The sequence below is a fragment of the Rhodopseudomonas rhenobacensis genome (assembly GCF_014203125.1).
GTDB lineage: Bacteria > Pseudomonadota > Alphaproteobacteria > Rhizobiales > Xanthobacteraceae > Rhodopseudomonas_A > Rhodopseudomonas_A rhenobacensis.
Window position 1 is genome coordinate 47,194 of the sequence record NZ_JACHIH010000008.1, and the last position, 17,848, is coordinate 65,041.

Sequence of the window (17,848 nt, forward strand, 5' to 3'; positions counted from 1 at the left end):
CCACGATTAGTAGCGTCCGCCCGTTCCGGGCGATTGTTTCAGCGGAGTTGCGTCCGCTGTTGCCGAAGCATGATCCGGAACGGCCGCGGGCGCAATCGTCCGGTCCGCAAAAAACGTTGGCTTCTCGAGGGAGGCTCTCGGCGACACCGCATGTCGCGGCCGGACGGGTAGTCTAGGCCGGCGGTAGCAGGTGGCGTCGCAGCCAGCGCAACGGCGCGGTCCATCGCCAACTGCGCGAGGCGCGAAGCGCGTCGCGCTCCGTCTGCAGGCCGTTGCGCTGTTGCCGCAGCCGGTCGCGCTCGGTCGCGACGATGTCCTGCGCGAGTCTGAGATTGGCGTTGCTTGCCGACAGTGCGGCGCGCTCCGCGGCCGCGTATTGGTAGGCTTGGGCAAGCGTGTCGTTGCGCGCGCTCAGGTCGCGGTTGGCCGCAACGAGAGCGTCGCATGCGGCGGTTTGTCGATCGAGCTCGCGTCGCAATGGTTCGGAGACCGTTTCGTCGGTCCGCGGCCCGGCGCCGAACAACTCGCAGCCCTCGTCGAGCTGCGCGCGCAGGCGGTCGAGCCACTCGCGCAATTCGGCGCTGTCGCCCTCGGCCGCCATGGCGATCAGCACCTGGTAGGTCTCGCGGACCAGCGCCGGCTGGGTCTGCAACTCGTCGATCGAGGCCCGTTGATGGTAGAGCTCCTCGGTCAGGAGCCGGTCGACCTCCGCCTCGGAGGATTCCGACGGCTGCCAGGCAACGCCGGTGGCCTCGGCGGCACGGCGCAAATGCCCGCGCCAATCGCCGAGGAAGCTTTCCAGGCGCAACACATAGCGCGGCATGTCCCGCGACGCATACTCGGCGTCGAGCACGTGCCGCAGCCAGATCAGCAACGACTTGGCGACGTCGAAACCGTCCCGGCGCCGCAGCGAGGCGGCGACTTCCAGCGGGTGCCTAATCGGCAGGATCGCCACGGCGGCAAGGTCCAGTTCCGGCAGGATCGATGCGATCAGCGGCACGAAACGGCAAATCCGCGGGTCTTTGATCAAGATCAGCGGCGCGTCATCGAACTCTTCGATCAGCACCGCCTTGATCAGCTGACGATGGCGTTGCGCCGCGCGGGTCTCGATCCATCGCGGGTCGAAGCGGCGGCAGTCGTCCCATGACGAGCCGGCGGCGGCGAGCATCGCGTCGTTGGCGGCGGCGAGCAGCGAGCTTTCCCAATAACCCTTCGGATTGGCGTGGTTGGCCGGCATCAGGTGCTTCGGGCCGGCGGCGCCCAGCGCGTTGATTGCGCCGGCCAGAGCCGACGTGCCGCTGCGATGCATGCCGAGCACCAGGATGGCCTGTCGCTGCGGCCCCGATCCATGCGCGTCCCGCGGCGCAATTCGCCCGCTCTGCGCGCGCAGCGGCAACCGGGCCTGCAGCCATCGCGTGACCTCGTCCGGAAGCTCGAGCCTGCCGTCGAAGATCGGATTCGATCCGGCGTGTTCGGCGGAAAACAGATCGTGATAATGCAGATGTACCAGCCGCGGCGGAATCGGCGTGGTCAGCTGGTCGATCAGGTGCATCGGGAAATTATGCGAGGCGGGCAGCTCCTCGACTGCGTGATGCCCGGTGACGGCGGCCAGCGAGATCGCCGCCTGGCTGGTGCCCCAATAGGCTGTCGCTGCGCCGCCCAAGAGTCCAGTGCCGGTGCGGATGGTCGGACCGCAGTCGGTCCATGGCTTCATCTCGGCGTCGACCAGGCGTCGGAAGATCTCTTCGGTACGTGAAAACAGGCCGCAGCAGCGTCGCGCCGCCACCAGCCCGCCATTGTAGCTGGCCCGCACCGCCTGGCGTTCGACGGTGGTCTCGAGCAGCGGAAGCGCATCGCAGTCGACGTCGACCAGCGCGCAGAGCCCTCGCCAGTAATCGTCGAACCCGTCGCCGCTGCCGGTGCTGCACATCCCCTTGACGTCGACCGGCCTGGCCGCGACCGAACTGTCGCGCAGCGCGAAGTCGGGTTCGGCAATGAAGATGGTGTCGCTGTCGAGCTGCACCAGGACCGGGGGGCCCGGACGGCGCTCGGCAAAGGCGAGTGCGTGGACGCGATACGAGCTGCCGTATTGTGGGCAACAACTGTCGATTTCAATCGGCAGATAATCCGCCCGGAGCCGGTCGAACGCGCGGATCGAGGCCTCGGAGGGGCGCCGATCGCTCCGCGGCGAAATCACCGTGATCGGGCAATCCGCGTATGTCCCGGCAAACCGCCGGATGCTTTCGCATAGTAACAAGGCCTGGGCTTCGAGAGCGCCGGCCTCCGCGATCATAACGAACTCTACGGAATACTCGGGCTTTTTCAGCATTTGGGCTCATGACACTCAAAGGGAACCTGAGAGAAGAGCTCAGTCGTTGGGCCAATGCAGGATGGCCGGCGGTTCGCACGTATTGATCGGTTTGTTGCCAATTACAGCCGCCGGCTCCCAGTTCCGGGTAATCGCCAGCAAAAACCGTCGTCGACCGGCAAGCCTTAGCCTATTGATGTGCGAGCGTCGACGCCTTGGTTTGGTTGTATCGATGACGCGGACGTACGTCATTATTTCTGCGCGCAATCACTCCGAGGGGCGAGCCAACCGGATCGTGAAGCCTGTCGCGAGGCCGCGGCTCAGGGTCGCCAGGGCGGCAATCATGTCGAGCTTGACGCAGCGGCGCAACGTCGCAAACCGACCTTGCAGATCGGCCGGGGGACTGTTCAGGATTCGCGCCATCAGGCTCCGCGTCAATTGCCGCGCGGCCTCGTCGTCCTCGGCGCGCGCACGCGGCCGGGCTGCCAGAAAGCGCTGCAATACCGTCAGGATGGTCCGATAGGCAGCCTCCCGCCGTGTGGCGTCCACGATCTCGAACCCTCGCAGGAAATGCGACACATCGCCCGCGGCGGCATTGTCGTAGAGCTCATAGCTCAGGCCGAGACCGGCCCATAAGGCTTCGCGGATCGGGTGGGTTCTGCTGCGCGGGTTGTTCGCGTTGGTTGCGGTGAGACCCTGCGGATTCAGCCGATAGCGGGTCAACGGTTCGGCGAGGTTGCGGGCGCGGCACAGCGGCAGCAGGGCGGCCCACAGATAATGATCCTGCGACACCAGTTCCTCGGGCCGATAGCGTCCCGCGGCCTCGAAACAGCTGCGACGAAAGGCGACGGTGGAGTGATAGAACGGATTGTGGAACAGGATGGTCCAGCGGATTTCGAGATCGCTCTCGGGCATCTTCTGTAGCCGATGAAAATGCCCGGCCTCGTCGATCAGGTCGACCGCGCTGCCGACCAGGCCAAGCTCGGGATCGGCCGCCAGCGCCGCCACCAGCTCAGCGATATGGCGGGGTTCGGCGATATCGTCGGCGTCCAGCCGAATGATGATGTCGGCGCGGGCTGCCGCGATGCCGCGATTGGCGGCCTCCGCGGCGCCGAGATTGGTCGGATTGGTGACGATCCGGATCCGCGGATCGCGCTGCGCCAGCTCGTCAAAGACCGCAGGCCGGCTCGATCCGTCGTCGACGATGATGAACTCGAAATCACGGAAGTCCTGCCGAAGAATGCTGTCGACCGCCTCGTCGAGAAAGCGCTGGTCGTTATAGACCGCCATCACCACCGCCGCCTGGGGGCGGCCAGGATCCGGCGCGACGGCTGCGTGCGGCGACGTGCTGATAGCCATCCTCAATTCGCGAACTCCGGCGTTGCGCTCCTTCCGCACGGGGAAGGAGCGCTTCGCAATTATATCACCATCCCGCCCATTCCGCCTTGCGCGGCAGGTCGATGGTCTTGACCTTTTCGAGCTTGACGGTGCCTTTCTTGATCAGGTCGTTGAGGTCGCCGTCGGTCGGGCCGGAGACGCGCGAGCGATACAGGTCGACCTTGAGCGTCCCGCGATGGTCCTTGTCGGTCCAGGTCGAGGGATTGCAGACGCCTTCCATCCCGGCCGGCACCCAGTCCTTCTTCTGATAAAAACCCTTGGCGACGTTCTCGCCGGTGGCGCCGCCGTTCGCCGCGGCCCATTCCAGCGCCTCCTTCATGTACAGCGCGCTGCAGACCCCGGCGATGTAATGCACCGGCCGATAGACGGTGCCGGTGGGGTCGGAGATCTTGGAAATCTCCTGCACGGTCTTCATGCCGGGAGCATCGCCGCCCCAGCCGACCGCGGTGCGCAGCGGGAAGATCACGCCGTCGGCGGCGTCGCCGGCGGTCTTGGCGGCGTTCTCGTCCATGCCCCAGACGTTGCTCATGAACTGCACGTCGACCCCGGCGGTCTTGCAGACCTTCATCACCGAGATGTTCGACGCCGCGGTGTTGCCCAGATAGGCGTAGTTGGCGCCTGCGCTTTTCAGGCTGAGGCACTGCGCGCTATAGTCGCCCGGCGCCAGCGCGAAGACCAAGGGCGGCAGCACCTCGAAGCCGAGCTCTTTCGCCATCGCTTCGCCGGCCGCCTTCGGCGCGTTGGGATAGGGGTGGTTGGCGCCCATATGGACGAATTTCGGCTTGCCGGATTTGCCCTTGGCCTTCCAGTCTTCCGCCGCCCAGGTCAGTTCGGCGCGCAGCGCGTCGGAATAAGAGGGACCGTAGAAGAAATTGTACGGCGCGGCCTTGGCCTTGCCGCTGCTGCCTTCGGGATCGGTCAATGCCGCCGCATAGGAGCCGGACATGTCGGGGATCTTGTCGTTGGCGAGGAAGCCGGTCAGCGCCTCGGTGTCGGCGGTGCCCCAGCCCATGATCGCCGCGACCTTGTCGCCGCCCGACCATTTCTTGTACAGCGCGATCGCGCGCGGCACCTGGTAGCCGTAATCATTGGTGTCGACGGCGAGCTGCTTGCCGCCGACGCCGCCGTGCTTGTTGACCCAGGCGAAGGTGTCGGCGACGCCCTGGCCGTAGGGCGTGCCGACGTCCGAGGTGCCGCCGGAATAGTCGGCGAGATGGCCGATCGCGATCTGCGCCTGCGCGCCGGCGGCAAAGCCCGCGATCACGAGCGCCAGCGAGGCGGTGCCCAACAAGGATTTCATCGTCATGTTGTGTCCTCCGGTGATTTTTCGTTGACGTTTCATTCGATCGTTGCGGTCCCGCCTCAATGCGAGAACGGGTAGAGTTTCCAGTAGGTCTTGATCTGCCGCCAGCGATGCGCCAGCCCATCGGGTTCGAAGATCAGGAACAGGATGATGATCACCCCGATGGCGATCTCGCGTAAGAATGTCAGGTTGTTGTTCAGCGACAGCGCGCGGTCGATCGCGCTCCCTTTCAAGCCGGCGGAGAGCCATTCCATCGATTCCGGCAGCAGCACCACGAAGGCGGTGCCCATCAGCGTGCCCATGATCGAGCCGGTGCCGCCGATGATCACCATGGCGAGAAAGATGATCGAGCGCTCGATGCCGAAGCCTTCGTTGGAGACCACGAGCTGATAATGCGCGTAGAGCGCGCCGGCGATGCCGGCGAAGAACGCGGCCAAGCCGAACGACAGCGTGCGATATTTGGTGAGGTTGATGCCCATGATCTCGGCGGAGAGATAATGGTCGCGCACCGCCACCAATGCGCGGCCGTCGCGGGTTCGCATCAGATTGGTGACCAACAGATAGCTCGCCAGCACATAGGCCAGCACCACGTAGAAATATTGCCGGTCGCCGCGCAGCACATAGCCGAAGAGCGAGAACGGCTGTGCCATCGCCGGCACCGAGCCGCCACTAAACCATTCGGCGCGCGAGAAGAAATCCAGCAGAATGTACTGCGCCGCCAGCGTGGCGATGACCAGATACAGCCCCTTCAGCCGCGCCGCCGGCAAGCCGAACACGAGCCCGATCAGCGCGGTCAAGAGGCCGGCCAGCGGAATCGCGAAGAACACCGGGATCGGCAGGGTGTTGGAGATATAGGCCGAGGTGAAGGCGCCGAGCAGGAAGAACGCGGCGTGGCCGATCGAGATCTGCCCGGTGAAGCCGACCAGGATATTCAGCCCGAGCGCGGCAATGCCGTAGATGCCGATCTGAATCAGGATGCTCAGCCAATATTCGGAGAGCAGCAGCGGCGCGAAGCACACCAGCACGATGCCGGCGAGTGCCGCGTTGCGGCTCATCGGGGTTGGGAAGATCGTGGTGTCGGCGGCGTAGGAGGTGCGGAAATCGCCGGCCGGAATGATCGAAGGTGTGGCCATAAGGATCAGATCCGTTCGATGTCTTTGGTGCCGAACAGCCCGTAGGGCTTGATCATCAGGATGATGATCAGCACGTAAAACGGCGCCACCTCGTAGAGATTGCCCCAGTGCAGATATTCGCTGTCGACATATTGGGCGACGTTTTCCAGAAGCCCGATGATCAGGCCGCCGACCACCGCGCCGCCGATACTGTCGAGGCCGCCGAGAATCGCTGCGGGAAACACCTTGATGCCGTAAGTGGACAATCCCGACGACACGCCGTTCACCACCGCGACCACGACGCCGGCGACCGCCGAGACGGTCGCCGAAATCGCCCAGGCCATCGCGAACACGCTTTTCACCGAAATGCCGAGCGACTGCGCGACCTGCTGGTTGAACGCGGTGGCGCGCATCGCCAGACCATATTTCGAGACCTTGAAGAACCAGGCCATGCCGATCATCATCGCCACCGAGACGACCAGGCTCATGACATAGACGGTCTGGATCTGCAGTCCGGCGAACGAGACTGACTGGCTCTCGAACACCCGCGGGAACGGCTGCGGGCTGACGCCGTAGATCCACTTCAGCGCCGCCTGGAACACGGTGGACAGCGCGATCGTCACCATGATCACCGAGATGATCGGCTCGCCGATCATCGGCCGCAGCACCACGATCTGCACCGCGATGCCGAAGCAGAACATGAACGCCAGGGTGATCGGCATGCCGACATAGAACGGCACCTGATATTTGGTCAGCAGCGTCCAGCACACCCAGGCGCCGATCAGCAACAGTTCACCCTGCGCGAAATTGACGACCTGCGTGGCCTTGTAGATCAGCACGAAACTCATCGCCACCACGCCATACAGCGTGCCGACCACGAGGCCGTTGACCAGCAGCTGGATCAGGAGCTGGGAATTCATTTGGGGAGAGCTCCGGGCTGACGGAAGCGTTGGATTTTGGTAAACTCGACCCGTTGGGTGGTATAAGATTTCCACGCGTGCTGAGCTAACCTCTCCCCGCTCGCGGGGAGAGGTCGGATCATCGCGCAGCGATGATCCGGGTGAGGGGGCGTTTCCTCATGCGAGAAGCTAACGACGTTCAAACCGCGCGAGCCAGGCGGTTGCGACGCGCCGCAACTGACGCCGAGAACGCGCTGTGGCAGCGGCTTCGCGCGCGTGCGTTGGATGGCCACAAATTTGTGCGGCAGGAGCCCGTCGGCCCTTACACCGTGGATCTGATCTGCCGCGAACGTCGGCTGATCATCGAGGTCGACGGCGGGCAGCATGCCGACAGCGCGACGGACGCGGCGCGGGACCAATGGCTGCGAGATCACAATTATCGCGTGCTGCGGTTCTGGAACAACGACGTGTTGAGCAACATGACTGGAGTCTTGGAAACCATTGCCGCCGCCCTTGCTGAGGCGCCCCCTCACCCGGATCGCTGACGCGATCCGACCTCTCCCCGCAGGCGGGGAGAGGTGAACGTGTGGCGACGCTTCGGCTAATCTTTCCACGCCTGCGATGGTGAGGTGATTCTGCTGAGTCGCCGCGCGCGACCTCTCCCCGCTTGCGGGGAGAGGTCGGATCATCGCGCAGCGATGATCCGGGAGAGGGGGCATTGCGACGGGATTGGGCTTTTCACAAATCACCCCGTTCATTCCGCCGCCTCCATCGCGGCCGCGTCGCGGGCGAGGTCGACAACCGTCAGTCGTGTGCGGATGCGTTGCGTGGTGCCGTCCTGGAACTGGATCACGGTGTCGACCGGAATCTCCGGCGCGCCGCCGTAGATGCCTTCGATGATATCGGCGTATTTCTCGTTGATGACGCTGCGGCGGACTTTTCGGGTGCGGGTCAGTTCGCCGTCGTCGGCGTCGAGCTCCTTGTAGAGCAGCAGGAACTTGCCGATCCGCTGCGCCGGCGGCAGCGTGGCGTTGACCGCCTCGACTTCTTTCCGCAGCAGTGCGTAGACCTCCGGCCGCGAGGCGAGGTCGGTGTAGGTGGTGAAGGAGATCCGCTTCTTCTCCGCCCATTTCGAGATGATCGAGAACCGGATGCAGATCATTGCCGCAAGCTGATCGCGACCGGCGCCGAGCACCACGGTCTCGGCGATATAGGGCGAGAACTTCAGCTTGTTCTCGATATATTGCGGCGAGAAGCGTTCGCCTTGCGAGGTCTCGGCCAAATCCTTGATACGGTCGATCACCACCAGCTGCGCGCCCTTGTTGAAATATCCGGCGTCGCCGGATTGCATCCAGCCGTCGATGATGTCGGCGGAGGCCTCGTCGTTCTTGTAGTAGCCGAGGAACATGTTGGGATGCCGCACCACGATCTCGCCGACGCCGTGGATGTCGGGATTGTCGATGCGGATTTCGATCTCCTCGGACATCGCCACGCCCGTGGTGTCGGGATCGACCTCGCCCTCGCGATGCAACGTGTAGGCGCCGAGCAGTTCGGTCTGGCCGTACAGCGTGCGCAGCGGCACGCCCATCGCCTGGAAGAACTTGAAGGTGTCGGGGCCGAGCGCGGCGCCGCCGGTCGCCGCCGAGCGCAGCCGCGTGAAGCCGAGCCGATCGCGTAGCGCCCGAAACAGGACGGCGTCGGCAAACAGCGAGGTCTCGCCGCGCGCCAGCGCCGACAATCCGGCTTTCATGCCGAGGTTGTAAAGCCCTTGTTTCAAGGGCGAAGCGTCCATCACCCGGGCGCGGACGTCGGCGGCGATGCTTTCCCAGACCCGCGGCGCGAACAGCACGAAGGTCGGCGCGATCTCGCGAAAGTCATTCATCAGCGTGTCGGGCTGCTCGACGAAGTTCACTTTCATGCGGCTCAACAGGCCTTTGCCGAGCACATAGACCTGCTCCATGATCCACGGCAGCGGCAGCACCGAGACGTATTCGTCGGACGAATCCTTGGGATCGAAGGAGAGATACGCCGCGCAGTGCCGCAGCACGCGCCCGGCCGCGAGCATCGCGAGTTTCGGATGGGCGGTGGTGCCCGAGGTGGTGCAGAGGATTGCGACGTCTTCGCCGCGCGTCGCATCGACCAGCGAGTCGTACAACGTCGGATTATGTCCGGCGCGGGCGCGGCCCATTGCGGCGAGTTGATCGGCGTCGATCAACCGCGGATCGTCGTATTTGCGCATGCCGCGCGGGTCGGAATAAACGATGTGGCAAAGCTGTGGCACGCGCTCGCCGAGCAGCAACAGCTTGTCGACCTGCTCCTCGTCCTCGGCGAACACCAGTTTCGCCGCGCCATAGCTCAAGAGGTAGGCCGCCTCGTCGTCGAGCACGTCGCGGTAGAGCCCGAGGCTGAGCGCGCCGAGCGCGTGGGCGGCGATCTCGGCCGCGACCCAGTCCGGACGGTTGTCGCCGATAATGCCGATCACGTCGCCGCGCTGCACGCCGAGCTCGAGCATGCCGAGCGCGAAGTTTTGGACGCGTTCCTGATAGTCGGCCCAGGAGAATTCGCGCCACAGCCCGAAATCCTTTTCGCGCAGCGCGATCTCCTCGCCGTGCTCTTTCGCATTGAGCCGCAACAGCTTCGGATAGGTGTCAGCTTCGGCGACGCGCGCCGCATAGTTCATCATGCGGCGGTCTCCGTCACCACCGGATGATCCGGCTTGTCGTCGGGATCGACCAGCACCTCGTCCTCTTCGCCCAAGTAAGCGCGCTTGACGTGCGGATCGGCGAGCACCGCGGCGGGGTCGCCCTCGGCGATCTTGCGGCCGAAATCCAGCACCATGACGCGGTGCGAGATGTCCATCACGACGCCCATGTCGTGCTCGATCATCATCACCGTCATGCCGTATTCTTCGTTGAGGTCGACGATGTAGCGCGCCATGTCCTCCTTCTCTTCGAAGTTCATGCCGGCCATCGGCTCGTCGAGCAGGATCAGTCGCGGCTCCAGCGCCATCGCGCGGGCGAGTTCGACGCGTTTGCGCAGCCCATAGGGGAGAGTTCCGGCGGTGGCCTTGCGCACGCTCTGCAGGTCGAGAAAGTCGATGATCTCCTCGACCTTGCGGCGATGTTCGAGTTCTTCCTGCCGCGCGCCGGTCAGCCAGTACAACGAGCCGGTGAGGAAGTTGTTCTTCAACAGATGATGGCGGCCGACCATGATGTTGTCGAGCACGCTCATATGGTGGAACAGCGCGAGATTCTGGAAGGTGCGGCCGATGCCGAGCGAGGCCCGCGCGTTCGGCTTCAAGCCGGTGATGTCGCGGCCATGGTAGAACAGCTGGCCTTCGGTCGGCCGGTAGCGGCCGGAAATGCAATTGACGATGGACGTCTTGCCGGCGCCGTTCGGGCCGATGATGGAAAACAGTTCGCCGTCAGCGACCGCGAAGCTGACGTCGGTCAGCGCGCGGACACCGCCGAAGCGCAGCGAGACTGCGCGCACCTCCAATGCGTGATCCACGCATGTCCTCCCCTGTCCCCGTTGTCGCGGCGGTGCTTTTCGCACCTGCCATCGCAACGCCCTTGGTCCGCGCGTTCGTCGCTCTGTCTCACGCGGTTGCCCGCTTGGCTGAGCTTACACGGATCGAACCCGCGCCATATTCGACTATTGGGTTCGGCAATGTCAAAGCCTGCGGGCTGCGACGTATTTCCGCTTCGGAGCTGAGCAAGCTGCTGCAACGCAGCAAACGCCGGTTGGCCGGTCTCGCCGGGCAGGCCGTGAGCGGGCAACGTGGTAGCCGGGAATGCTAACCGGGGGGGCGGCTCAGGCTGCCACGGTCTTGCGGCGACGGCGGGCCGGGCAGAGGCCGAGCGCATCCTGCAAGGACATCGGGCGGCCGAGCAGATAGCCCTGCACCTTCTTCACGCCGATCGAGCGCAGTGCGTCGAGTTCGGATTGCCGTTCGACGCCTTCGGCGACGATGCGGCTGCCGGTGTCGCGGGCGAAGCCGACCAGCGCGCGGGCCAGCGCCTTGCGCGCCGGGTCGAGGTCGATGTTCTGGGTCAGCCCGATGTCGAGCTTGATGAAGTCCGGCTGCATGTTGAGGATATGCCGCAGGCTGGAATAGCCGGCGCCGGCGTCGTCGACCGCGAGCCGCAGGCCGCGCTCGCGCAGCGGCCGCAGCACCTTGAGGATGGCGTCGTAATTGCCGACGGTGGAATGCTCGGTGATCTCGACGATCACCCGGTCGAGCGGCAGGCCGGCGAACAACGCTTCGAGGTTGCCCTCCAGGATGGTGGCCGCCGAGGCGTTGACGCCGAGCTCGGTCGGCGCCGGAAAGCTGTGCAGCGCCTGCAGCGCCTTGCGGATGGCGTGCAGCTCGAGTTCGACGCCCATGCCGACCTCGCCGGCCTCGGCGAACCATTTGTCCGGCGAGCGCAGCGGCAGCGGCGAAAACCGCGCCAGGCATTCGAAGCCGACCGGCTGCATCACGTCGGTATTCCAGATCGGCTGGTACACGATCGACATCTGGTCCTGCGCGATCACCTGGCTGAGCTGGGCTTGCTTGACCTGCAGCTCGCGTTGCGCGTCCAACTCGGAGCTGATTTCGAACGAGGCCATTTCGGCGAACGCCTTCATGGTCTGCAGGTCGCGCTCGTTCAGCGAGGGATCGGCCTGAAAGCCGATGCAGCAGAACATGCCGTAGGTCTCGCCGTTCGGCAGCTCGATCGGCACGCTGACGTGGCTGCCGATATGGCAGGCGGCGGTGATCGGCATCGCCATCGCCAGCGGCTGGGCGGCGGTGTCCGGCATCAGTTGCGGCAGCCGGCCCTCGAGAATGTGCCGGCAGTAGATATCGTCAAGGGAGCGGCGGTCGCCGGGCTTGATCACGTGCTCCAACCCTGGCGCATCGACCACGCGAAACACCGACTCGTCGCCCTCGAACTTCGAGACGTAGGCGACCTGCAGGCCGAGATGGCTGCGCACCGCCTGCAATGAGCGGCGGATCCGATCGCTGGCATCGCCTTCGCGTTTCACCGCGGCAAACAGCAGCGGCAGGGACTGGTCGCCTTCGCTCGGGGCTTGGGTCATTCGCTGGCCTCCAGAAGGTGGCGCGGGATTCGCTTACTCACGGATACGGACAATCCGACATGACGCGTCTCGTTCCGAAGTGCACTGTTCCATTGCGAGCGTGCTTAACGTTCCGTTGTTGCTGATAACTCGCTGGCCGCTCGCGACGGCGAGCGGGTTACTTGCGAGCGAAGCGGCGGCGCCAAAATCCAGCGCTGCCGGCCTGGCGGGGCCGCGCGTAGTCGGAATACCTGGGGGAACTACCAGGTGAGGCGGTATGTCGCAGGCCCGGCGCCGCGCAAGCGACGTGCTGCACCGCGGCAAATCTGGCGCGCGCCTTCCGGGGTTCGGATCGGCCGCGTTGATCCGCCGGGGCGGCGACCGTCGGGTCGGCGCCGCGATCAGACTTCGAGCCATTCCTTGCGCACGGCGTCGTTGGCCTTGAGGTCGGCCGGCGAGCCTTCGAACACAATGCGGCCGTGGCCCATCACATAGACCCGGTGCGAGATCCGCAGCGCGATCGACAGCTTCTGCTCGACCAGCAGGATGGCGACGCCGCGCCGCGCGATTTCCGCGATCAGGTCGCCGACCTGCTGCACGATGATCGGCGCGAGCCCCTCGGTCGGCTCGTCGATCATCACCAGATCGGGGTTGCCCATCAGCGTGCGGCAGATCGTCAGCATCTGCTTTTCGCCCCCTGACAGCACGCCGGCAGCGGTGTCGGCGCGCGCCTTCAAGTTGGAGAACATGTCGAGCATGTCGTCGAGCCGCCACTTGCCCGGATTGCGCGGGTCCTTGACCCCGAGCATCAGGTTCTGCCGCACCGTGAGCCCCGGGAAGATGTCGCGATGCTCCGGCACGTAGCCGAGGCCGCGATGCGCGATTCTGTAGCTCGGCAGCCCGGCGATGTCGGCGCCCTTGAAGCGGATCACACCCACCGGCGGCACTTCGCCCATGATCGCCTTCACGGTGGTGGAGCGGCCGACGCCGTTGCGGCCGAGCAGGCTGACCACCTCGCCGGCAGCGATCTGCATGTCGACGCCCTGCAGGATGTGGCTCTTGCCGTAATAAGCGTGCAGGTCCCGGACTTCGAGCATCACGCCGCCTCCTCGCCGAGATAGGCTTCCTTGACCTTGGGATTGCCGCGGATCTCCTCCGGCGTGCCCGAGGCGATCACCTGGCCGTAGACCAGGACCGAGATGCGGTCGGCGAGGCCGAACACCACGCTCATGTCGTGCTCGACGATCAGCAGGGTGCGGCCCTCGGTCAGGCGGCGGATCAGCGACACCGCGCGTTCGGTCTCGGCGTGGCTCATGCCGGCGGTCGGCTCGTCGAGCAGGATGACGTTGGCGCCGCCCGCGATGGTGATGCCGATCTCCAGCGCGCGCTGCTCGGCATAGGTCAGAAGGCCCGCCGGGACATCGCGGCGGCCGACCAGATGGATGTCTTCGAGAATGCGCGCGGTGCGTTCGCGGACCTCGGGCAGCTTGTCGATGTTCTTCCAGAACGCGTAGCGCTGGCCGGTGGCCCACAGCACCGCGCAGCGCAGATTTTCCCACACCGTCATGTTGCCGAACACGTTGGTGACTTGGAAGCTGCGCGACAGTCCGCGGCGGTTGATCTGGAACGGGCGCAGCCCGGCGATCTCCTCGCCGCGCAGCTGGATGCTGCCGGAGGTCGGCTTCATGTAGCCCGAGATCAGGTTGAAGGTGGTCGATTTGCCGGCGCCGTTCGGGCCGATCAGCGCGTGGCGTTCGCCCTGCGCGACCTTGAGATTGATGGTCTGGATCACCTTGGTGATGCCGAAGCTCTTTTCGACATCGCGCAGTTCGATGGCGTTGGGCTCTTTGCCGCTCATGCCGCAACTCCGTTTTGCCGTGCGGTGGTCAAGGCCTCGTCCCAGGCATGGCCGACGCGGCGCCAGCTCAGCCGCGCCAATGCGAAGCCGACCACGATCAGCGCCAGCGCGGCCGCCCAGGTCAGCGGGCTCGCCGCGTTGAACGGAATGCCGAAGGCGCGGATGTGCGGGTTCTCGGAGGGATTGACGGTGTAATGCACGGTGGATTCGATCGCCAGCATCAGCCCGATCACCATCGCCAGCGTCGGCAGCAGCGCCACCGCGTAGCTCGGCAACACCCGCAGCATGGTGCCGCCCTTCAGCAGCGGCCGGTGCATCATCAACAGGCCGGTGATGCCGCCAGGGGCGAACATCACCACCGCGATGAAGAACAGGCCGAAATACAGCTGCCACACCGGGGTGACGTCGCTCAAGCCCAGCGACAGGAAGGTGACGAAGATCGCGCCGACGATCGGACCGATGAAGAAGCCGATGCCGCCGATATAGGCCGCAAACAGCACGGTGCCGGACTGCACCGCGCCGAGATAGGCGGAATTGGCGATCTCGAAATTGATCGCCGCGAGCGCGCCGGCGATCCCGGCGAAGAAGCCGGCGAAGCAGAACGCCAGATAGCGGATGACGTGCGGATCATAGCCGACGAACTGCACCCGCTCCGGATTGTCGCGCACCGCGTTGCACATCCGGCCAAGCGGCGTGCGGGTCAGCGCGTACATCGCGATCACCGCGACGAGCGTCCAGGCCGCGACCAGATAGTAGATCTGGATCTGCGGGCCGAAATTCCAGTCGAACACTTTCAGGAGCTTGGTGCGGTTGGCGGAGACGCCGGCCTCGCCGCCGAAGAAGCTGCGCAGGATCAGCGCCGAGGAGGCGACCAGTTCGGCGAGCCCCAGCGAGATCATCGCGAACGCCGTGCCGGAGCGCTGGGTCGAGACCCAGCCGATCAAGGCCGCAAAAAACAGCCCGGTGGCGCCGCCGATCATCGGCACCAGCGGCAGCGGGATCGGGAATTTGTGGCCGACGATGAAGTTGATGGCGTGGATGGCGAGGAAGCCGCCGAGCCCGTAATACACCGCATGGCCGAACGACAGCATCCCGGTCTGGCCGAGCAGGATGTTGTAGGACAAAGCGAAGATGATCGAGATGCCGATCAGGCTGAAGGTGGTCAGCGAGCCGCCGGAGGAGAGGATCTTCGGCAACAGCAACAGTATCAGCGCCACGCCGACCCAGATGCCGTAGAATTTCAGCTTGTCGGCCAGCGCCGGCGGCGGAGGGGCTGCGCTCACGGTGATATCTCTCATGTGTCGCGGGTCCCCAACAGGCCCATCGGGCGGAAGATCAACACCAGCACCAACAGCAGATAGGGCATGATCGGTGCGATCTGCGCGATGGTGACGTTCCAGATGTCGCTGAGCCAGCTTTGCGCGAGGTCGGGGCTGAGCGGGCCGAGCAGGCCGGCGAGCGAAGCGTTCATCGAGACGGCGAAGGTCTGCAACAGGCCGATCAGCAATGAGGCGATGAAGGCGCCGGGCAGCGAGCCGAGCCCGCCGACCACGACGACGACGAACAGGATCGGGCCGAGCAGCCCGGCCATGTTGGATTGCGTCACCAGCGCCGGGCCGGCGATCACGCCGGCGACCGCGGCGAGCGCGGTGCCGACGCCGAACACCAGCATGAAGATGCGCCCGACATTGTGGCCGAGATGGCCGACCATGTGCGGATGGGTCAATGCGGCCTGCACGATCAGCCCGATCCGGGTCTTCTTCAGCGCCAGCAGCAGGCCTAAGAAGATCGCGACCGAGACCAGCAGCATGAACATCTTGAAGGCGGGGTAGTTGGTCGAGAAGATCGTGAAGGCGGGGAAGTCCAACAGCGGCGGCACCCGGAAATCCACCGGGCTCTTGCCCCAGATGATCTGCACGATCTCCTCGATCGCAAAGGCGAGGCCGAAGGTGAACAACAATTCGGCGACGTGGCCGTTCTTGTGCACGCGGCGCAGCCCGTAGCGCTCCACCGCGGCGCCGATCGCGCCGGCGAGCAACGGGGCGATCAGCAGCGCCGGCCAGAACCCGACCCAGCGGCTGATCTGGAAGCCGAAGAACGCGCCGAGCATGTAGAAGCTGGCATGGGCGAAGTTCAGCACGCCGAGCATGCTGAAGATCACGGTGAGGCCGCTGGCCATCAGGAACAACAGCATGCCGTACAGCACGCCGTTCAAGGTGGAGATGACGATCAGTTCAAGCACGGTTGTGGCCTGCGATCTTGAGAATAGAGGTTGCGTCTTCACCTCTCCTCGCTTGCGGGGAGAGGTCGATCCGGCGGAGCGCCCGGATCGGCGCTTTGCGCCGTCCGCGTACAGGCTCCGCGAAGCCGGGTCGGGTGAGGGGCGTTTCGGTTAGAACGCGGAGTCCGCGTCTTGCGAAGGCGCCCCCTCACCCCGACCCTCTCCCCGCAAGCGGGGAGAGGGAGCGCGCCGTGCGCGCATATTCGCCGTGCTTCTTCCGCGAGCGCTTACGGCCGGTCCATCTTGCAGGTGGTCGGCAGCATGGTCTGGGCGGTGTCGACCTTGGCGACCAGCTTCCAGCCCCAGCCGGTCTTCTCATCGTCGAACGGCTCCTTTTCGCTGCGCTCGCCGAACGACGAGATGTAGATCGGCTGGAAGAACTGATGGTCGTCCTTCCGCATGATGCCTTCGCCGCCGTTGAACACTTCGAACTTCATGTCCTCGAGCGCCTGCGCGACCTTGATCGGCTCCAGCGACTTGGCTTTTTCGGCCGCGGCGGCGAACATCCGCATTTCGTTGACGGCGCGCGGATACCAGAGGCTCAAGTCGACCTTGGCGCGGAACGCCTTCTCGAAGTCCTGCGACTCCTTGTGATCGACGTTGGCGAAGCCCTCGGTGATCTGGAACACCTGGTGATTGAGCCCGGTCTGCTTGATCGCGGTCGGGCCGCCCGAGCCGCCGGCATAATAGGTGTACCAGTTGACCTTCAGTCCGGCGTCGGCCGAGGCCTTCAGCAACAGCGCGATGTCCTGGCCCCAATTGCCGGTGACGACGGTGTCGGCGCCGGACGCCTTGATCTTGGCGACGTAGGGCGCGAAGTCGGTGATCTTCAACAGCGGGTGCAGCTCGTCGCCGACGATCTGGATGTCCGACCGCTTCTTCGCCAGCATCGCCCGGGCGGTGGTACGCACCGACTGGCCGAACGAATAGTCCTGGTTGATCAGGTAGACCTTCTTGATCGCCGGCTGATCCTTCATGTAGTTGGTCAGCGCTTCCATCTTGATGTCGGAATTGGCGTCCCAGCGGAAGTGCCAGAAGCTGCACTTGTCGTTGGTCAGGATCGGATCGACCGCGGCGTAATTGTAGTACAGCACTTCCTTGCCGGGGTTGCGCTCGTTGTATTTGGTGACGAAGTCGGACAACGCGCCGCCGACCGCCGAGCCGTTGCCCTGGGTCACGTAGCGCACGCCGGCGTCGATCGCCTTCTGCGCCTGGATCAGGCTTTCCTGCGGGTTGGTCTTGTTGTCGAGCGGCACGATCTCGACCTTCTTGCCGAGAATGCCGCCCTTGGCGTTCAACTCCTCGGCCAGATACTGGAAGGTCTTCAGGCCGCCTTCGCCGACGCTGGCGCCGCCGCCCGACAACGGGTCGATGTAGCCGAGCTTGACGGTCTCCTGGGCGATCGCGGCCTGGCCGAGCATCGGCAGAGCCAGCGCGGCAGCCACTACGAGTCTACGCATCGGGGTCTCCTCCTTGGTTTTTTGTTATGTCCCGGGTATTGCCGAACGAGTTTGAGTTTTCAAGCCGTCCGACAATCCCGATTTGGTTTTGATTGTGCGGCAATGATCGCGGCGCCGCAAGGGCGCCGATGGTGACACGCGCATGGTTTGTTCGGGCCCGCCATTCGC

14 protein-coding genes are annotated in these 17,848 nt (G+C 64.8%); 1 reads left to right on the forward strand and 13 read right to left on the reverse strand.

Features of this window, described 5'->3' with window-relative positions; translation table 11 throughout:
• Positions 1 to 172: 172 nt before the first annotated feature.
• The 5 genes from HNR60_RS24140 to HNR60_RS08805 form a co-directional block, all read right to left on the reverse strand.
• Positions 173 to 2,329: a sulfotransferase family protein gene (locus HNR60_RS24140; RefSeq protein WP_246432875.1), complete on the reverse strand. Its 2,157-nt coding sequence runs from the start codon at positions 2,327 to 2,329 to the stop codon at positions 173 to 175.
• Between the two features lie 246 nt (positions 2,330 to 2,575).
• Positions 2,576 to 3,667, reverse strand: coding sequence for a glycosyltransferase (locus HNR60_RS08790; protein WP_184256474.1), 1,092 nt, complete (start codon positions 3,665 to 3,667; stop codon positions 2,576 to 2,578).
• A gap of 64 nt (positions 3,668 to 3,731) precedes the next feature.
• Entirely contained in the window at positions 3,732 to 5,012 is a 1,281-nt protein-coding gene (locus HNR60_RS08795; protein ID WP_184256476.1) for an ABC transporter substrate-binding protein, read from the reverse strand.
• A 56-nt stretch (positions 5,013 to 5,068) separates the two neighbouring features.
• Positions 5,069 to 6,142, reverse strand: a complete 1,074-nt coding sequence (locus HNR60_RS08800; RefSeq protein ID WP_184256478.1) for a branched-chain amino acid ABC transporter permease — start codon at positions 6,140 to 6,142, stop codon at positions 5,069 to 5,071.
• A gap of 5 nt (positions 6,143 to 6,147) precedes the next feature.
• Positions 6,148 to 7,041 carry a branched-chain amino acid ABC transporter permease gene (locus HNR60_RS08805; RefSeq protein ID WP_184256480.1) on the reverse strand — a complete coding sequence of 298 codons (894 nt, stop codon included), beginning with the start codon at positions 7,039 to 7,041 and terminating at the stop codon, positions 6,148 to 6,150.
• Between the two features lie 158 nt (positions 7,042 to 7,199).
• Here HNR60_RS08805 and HNR60_RS08810 point away from each other — a divergent pair, with 158 nt between their 5' ends.
• A complete protein-coding gene (locus tag HNR60_RS08810) occupies positions 7,200 to 7,565 on the forward strand; it encodes an endonuclease domain-containing protein (RefSeq protein WP_184256482.1) in 366 nt (121 codons plus the stop codon).
• A 209-nt stretch (positions 7,566 to 7,774) separates the two neighbouring features.
• On the opposite strand, the gene HNR60_RS08815 is transcribed toward HNR60_RS08810, so the two are convergent.
• The 8 genes from HNR60_RS08815 to HNR60_RS08850 form a co-directional block, all read right to left on the reverse strand.
• Positions 7,775 to 9,703 carry a long-chain fatty acid--CoA ligase gene (locus tag HNR60_RS08815; RefSeq protein WP_184256484.1) on the reverse strand — a complete coding sequence of 643 codons (1,929 nt, stop codon included), beginning with the start codon at positions 9,701 to 9,703 and terminating at the stop codon, positions 7,775 to 7,777.
• Positions 9,700 to 10,530: an ATP-binding cassette domain-containing protein gene (locus HNR60_RS08820; RefSeq protein WP_184256486.1), complete on the reverse strand. Its 831-nt coding sequence runs from the start codon at positions 10,528 to 10,530 to the stop codon at positions 9,700 to 9,702. The genes HNR60_RS08815 and HNR60_RS08820 overlap by 4 nt, the downstream gene beginning before the upstream one ends.
• Before the next feature lie 303 nt (positions 10,531 to 10,833).
• Positions 10,834 to 12,102 carry a sensor domain-containing phosphodiesterase gene (locus tag HNR60_RS08825; RefSeq protein WP_184256488.1) on the reverse strand — a complete coding sequence of 423 codons (1,269 nt, stop codon included), beginning with the start codon at positions 12,100 to 12,102 and terminating at the stop codon, positions 10,834 to 10,836.
• Between the two features lie 380 nt (positions 12,103 to 12,482).
• Entirely contained in the window at positions 12,483 to 13,178 is a 696-nt protein-coding gene (locus tag HNR60_RS08830) for an ABC transporter ATP-binding protein (protein WP_184256490.1), read from the reverse strand.
• Entirely contained in the window at positions 13,178 to 13,939 is a 762-nt protein-coding gene (locus tag HNR60_RS08835) for an ABC transporter ATP-binding protein (RefSeq protein WP_184256492.1), read from the reverse strand. Before HNR60_RS08835 ends, HNR60_RS08830 begins: the two co-directional genes overlap by 1 nt.
• The gene (locus tag HNR60_RS08840; RefSeq protein ID WP_184256494.1) at positions 13,936 to 15,237 is read right to left on the reverse strand and encodes a branched-chain amino acid ABC transporter permease; all 1,302 of its coding nucleotides are present in this window, start codon (positions 15,235 to 15,237) and stop codon (positions 13,936 to 13,938) included. Before HNR60_RS08840 ends, HNR60_RS08835 begins: the two co-directional genes overlap by 4 nt.
• The gene (locus tag HNR60_RS08845; RefSeq protein ID WP_184256496.1) at positions 15,234 to 16,181 is read right to left on the reverse strand and encodes an ABC transporter permease subunit; all 948 of its coding nucleotides are present in this window, start codon (positions 16,179 to 16,181) and stop codon (positions 15,234 to 15,236) included. Before HNR60_RS08845 ends, HNR60_RS08840 begins: the two co-directional genes overlap by 4 nt.
• Positions 16,182 to 16,447: 266 nt before the next feature.
• A complete protein-coding gene (locus tag HNR60_RS08850) occupies positions 16,448 to 17,680 on the reverse strand; it encodes a branched-chain amino acid ABC transporter substrate-binding protein (RefSeq protein ID WP_184256498.1) in 1,233 nt (410 codons plus the stop codon).
• Between the last annotated feature and the right edge of the window lie 168 nt (positions 17,681 to 17,848).

Coding starts and splice junctions, on each gene's coding strand:
- HNR60_RS24140 (WP_246432875.1), bottom strand. CDS start 2,329: ATGCTGAAAAAGCCCGAGTATTCCGTAGAGTTCGTTATGATCGCGGAG.
- HNR60_RS08805 (WP_184256480.1), bottom strand. CDS start 7,041: ATGAATTCCCAGCTCCTGATCCAGCTGCTGGTCAACGGCCTCGTGGTC.
- HNR60_RS08810 (WP_184256482.1), top strand. CDS start 7,200: ATGCGAGAAGCTAACGACGTTCAAACCGCGCGAGCCAGGCGGTTGCGA.
- HNR60_RS08830 (WP_184256490.1), bottom strand. CDS start 13,178: ATGCTCGAAGTCCGGGACCTGCACGCTTATTACGGCAAGAGCCACATC.
- HNR60_RS08825 (WP_184256488.1), bottom strand. CDS start 12,102: ATGACCCAAGCCCCGAGCGAAGGCGACCAGTCCCTGCCGCTGCTGTTT.
- HNR60_RS08790 (WP_184256474.1), bottom strand. CDS start 3,667: ATGGCTATCAGCACGTCGCCGCACGCAGCCGTCGCGCCGGATCCTGGC.
- HNR60_RS08800 (WP_184256478.1), bottom strand. CDS start 6,142: ATGGCCACACCTTCGATCATTCCGGCCGGCGATTTCCGCACCTCCTAC.
- HNR60_RS08835 (WP_184256492.1), bottom strand. CDS start 13,939: ATGAGCGGCAAAGAGCCCAACGCCATCGAACTGCGCGATGTCGAAAAG.
- HNR60_RS08815 (WP_184256484.1), bottom strand. CDS start 9,703: ATGATGAACTATGCGGCGCGCGTCGCCGAAGCTGACACCTATCCGAAG.
- HNR60_RS08795 (WP_184256476.1), bottom strand. CDS start 5,012: ATGACGATGAAATCCTTGTTGGGCACCGCCTCGCTGGCGCTCGTGATC.
- HNR60_RS08850 (WP_184256498.1), bottom strand. CDS start 17,680: ATGCGTAGACTCGTAGTGGCTGCCGCGCTGGCTCTGCCGATGCTCGGC.
- HNR60_RS08840 (WP_184256494.1), bottom strand. CDS start 15,237: ATGAGAGATATCACCGTGAGCGCAGCCCCTCCGCCGCCGGCGCTGGCC.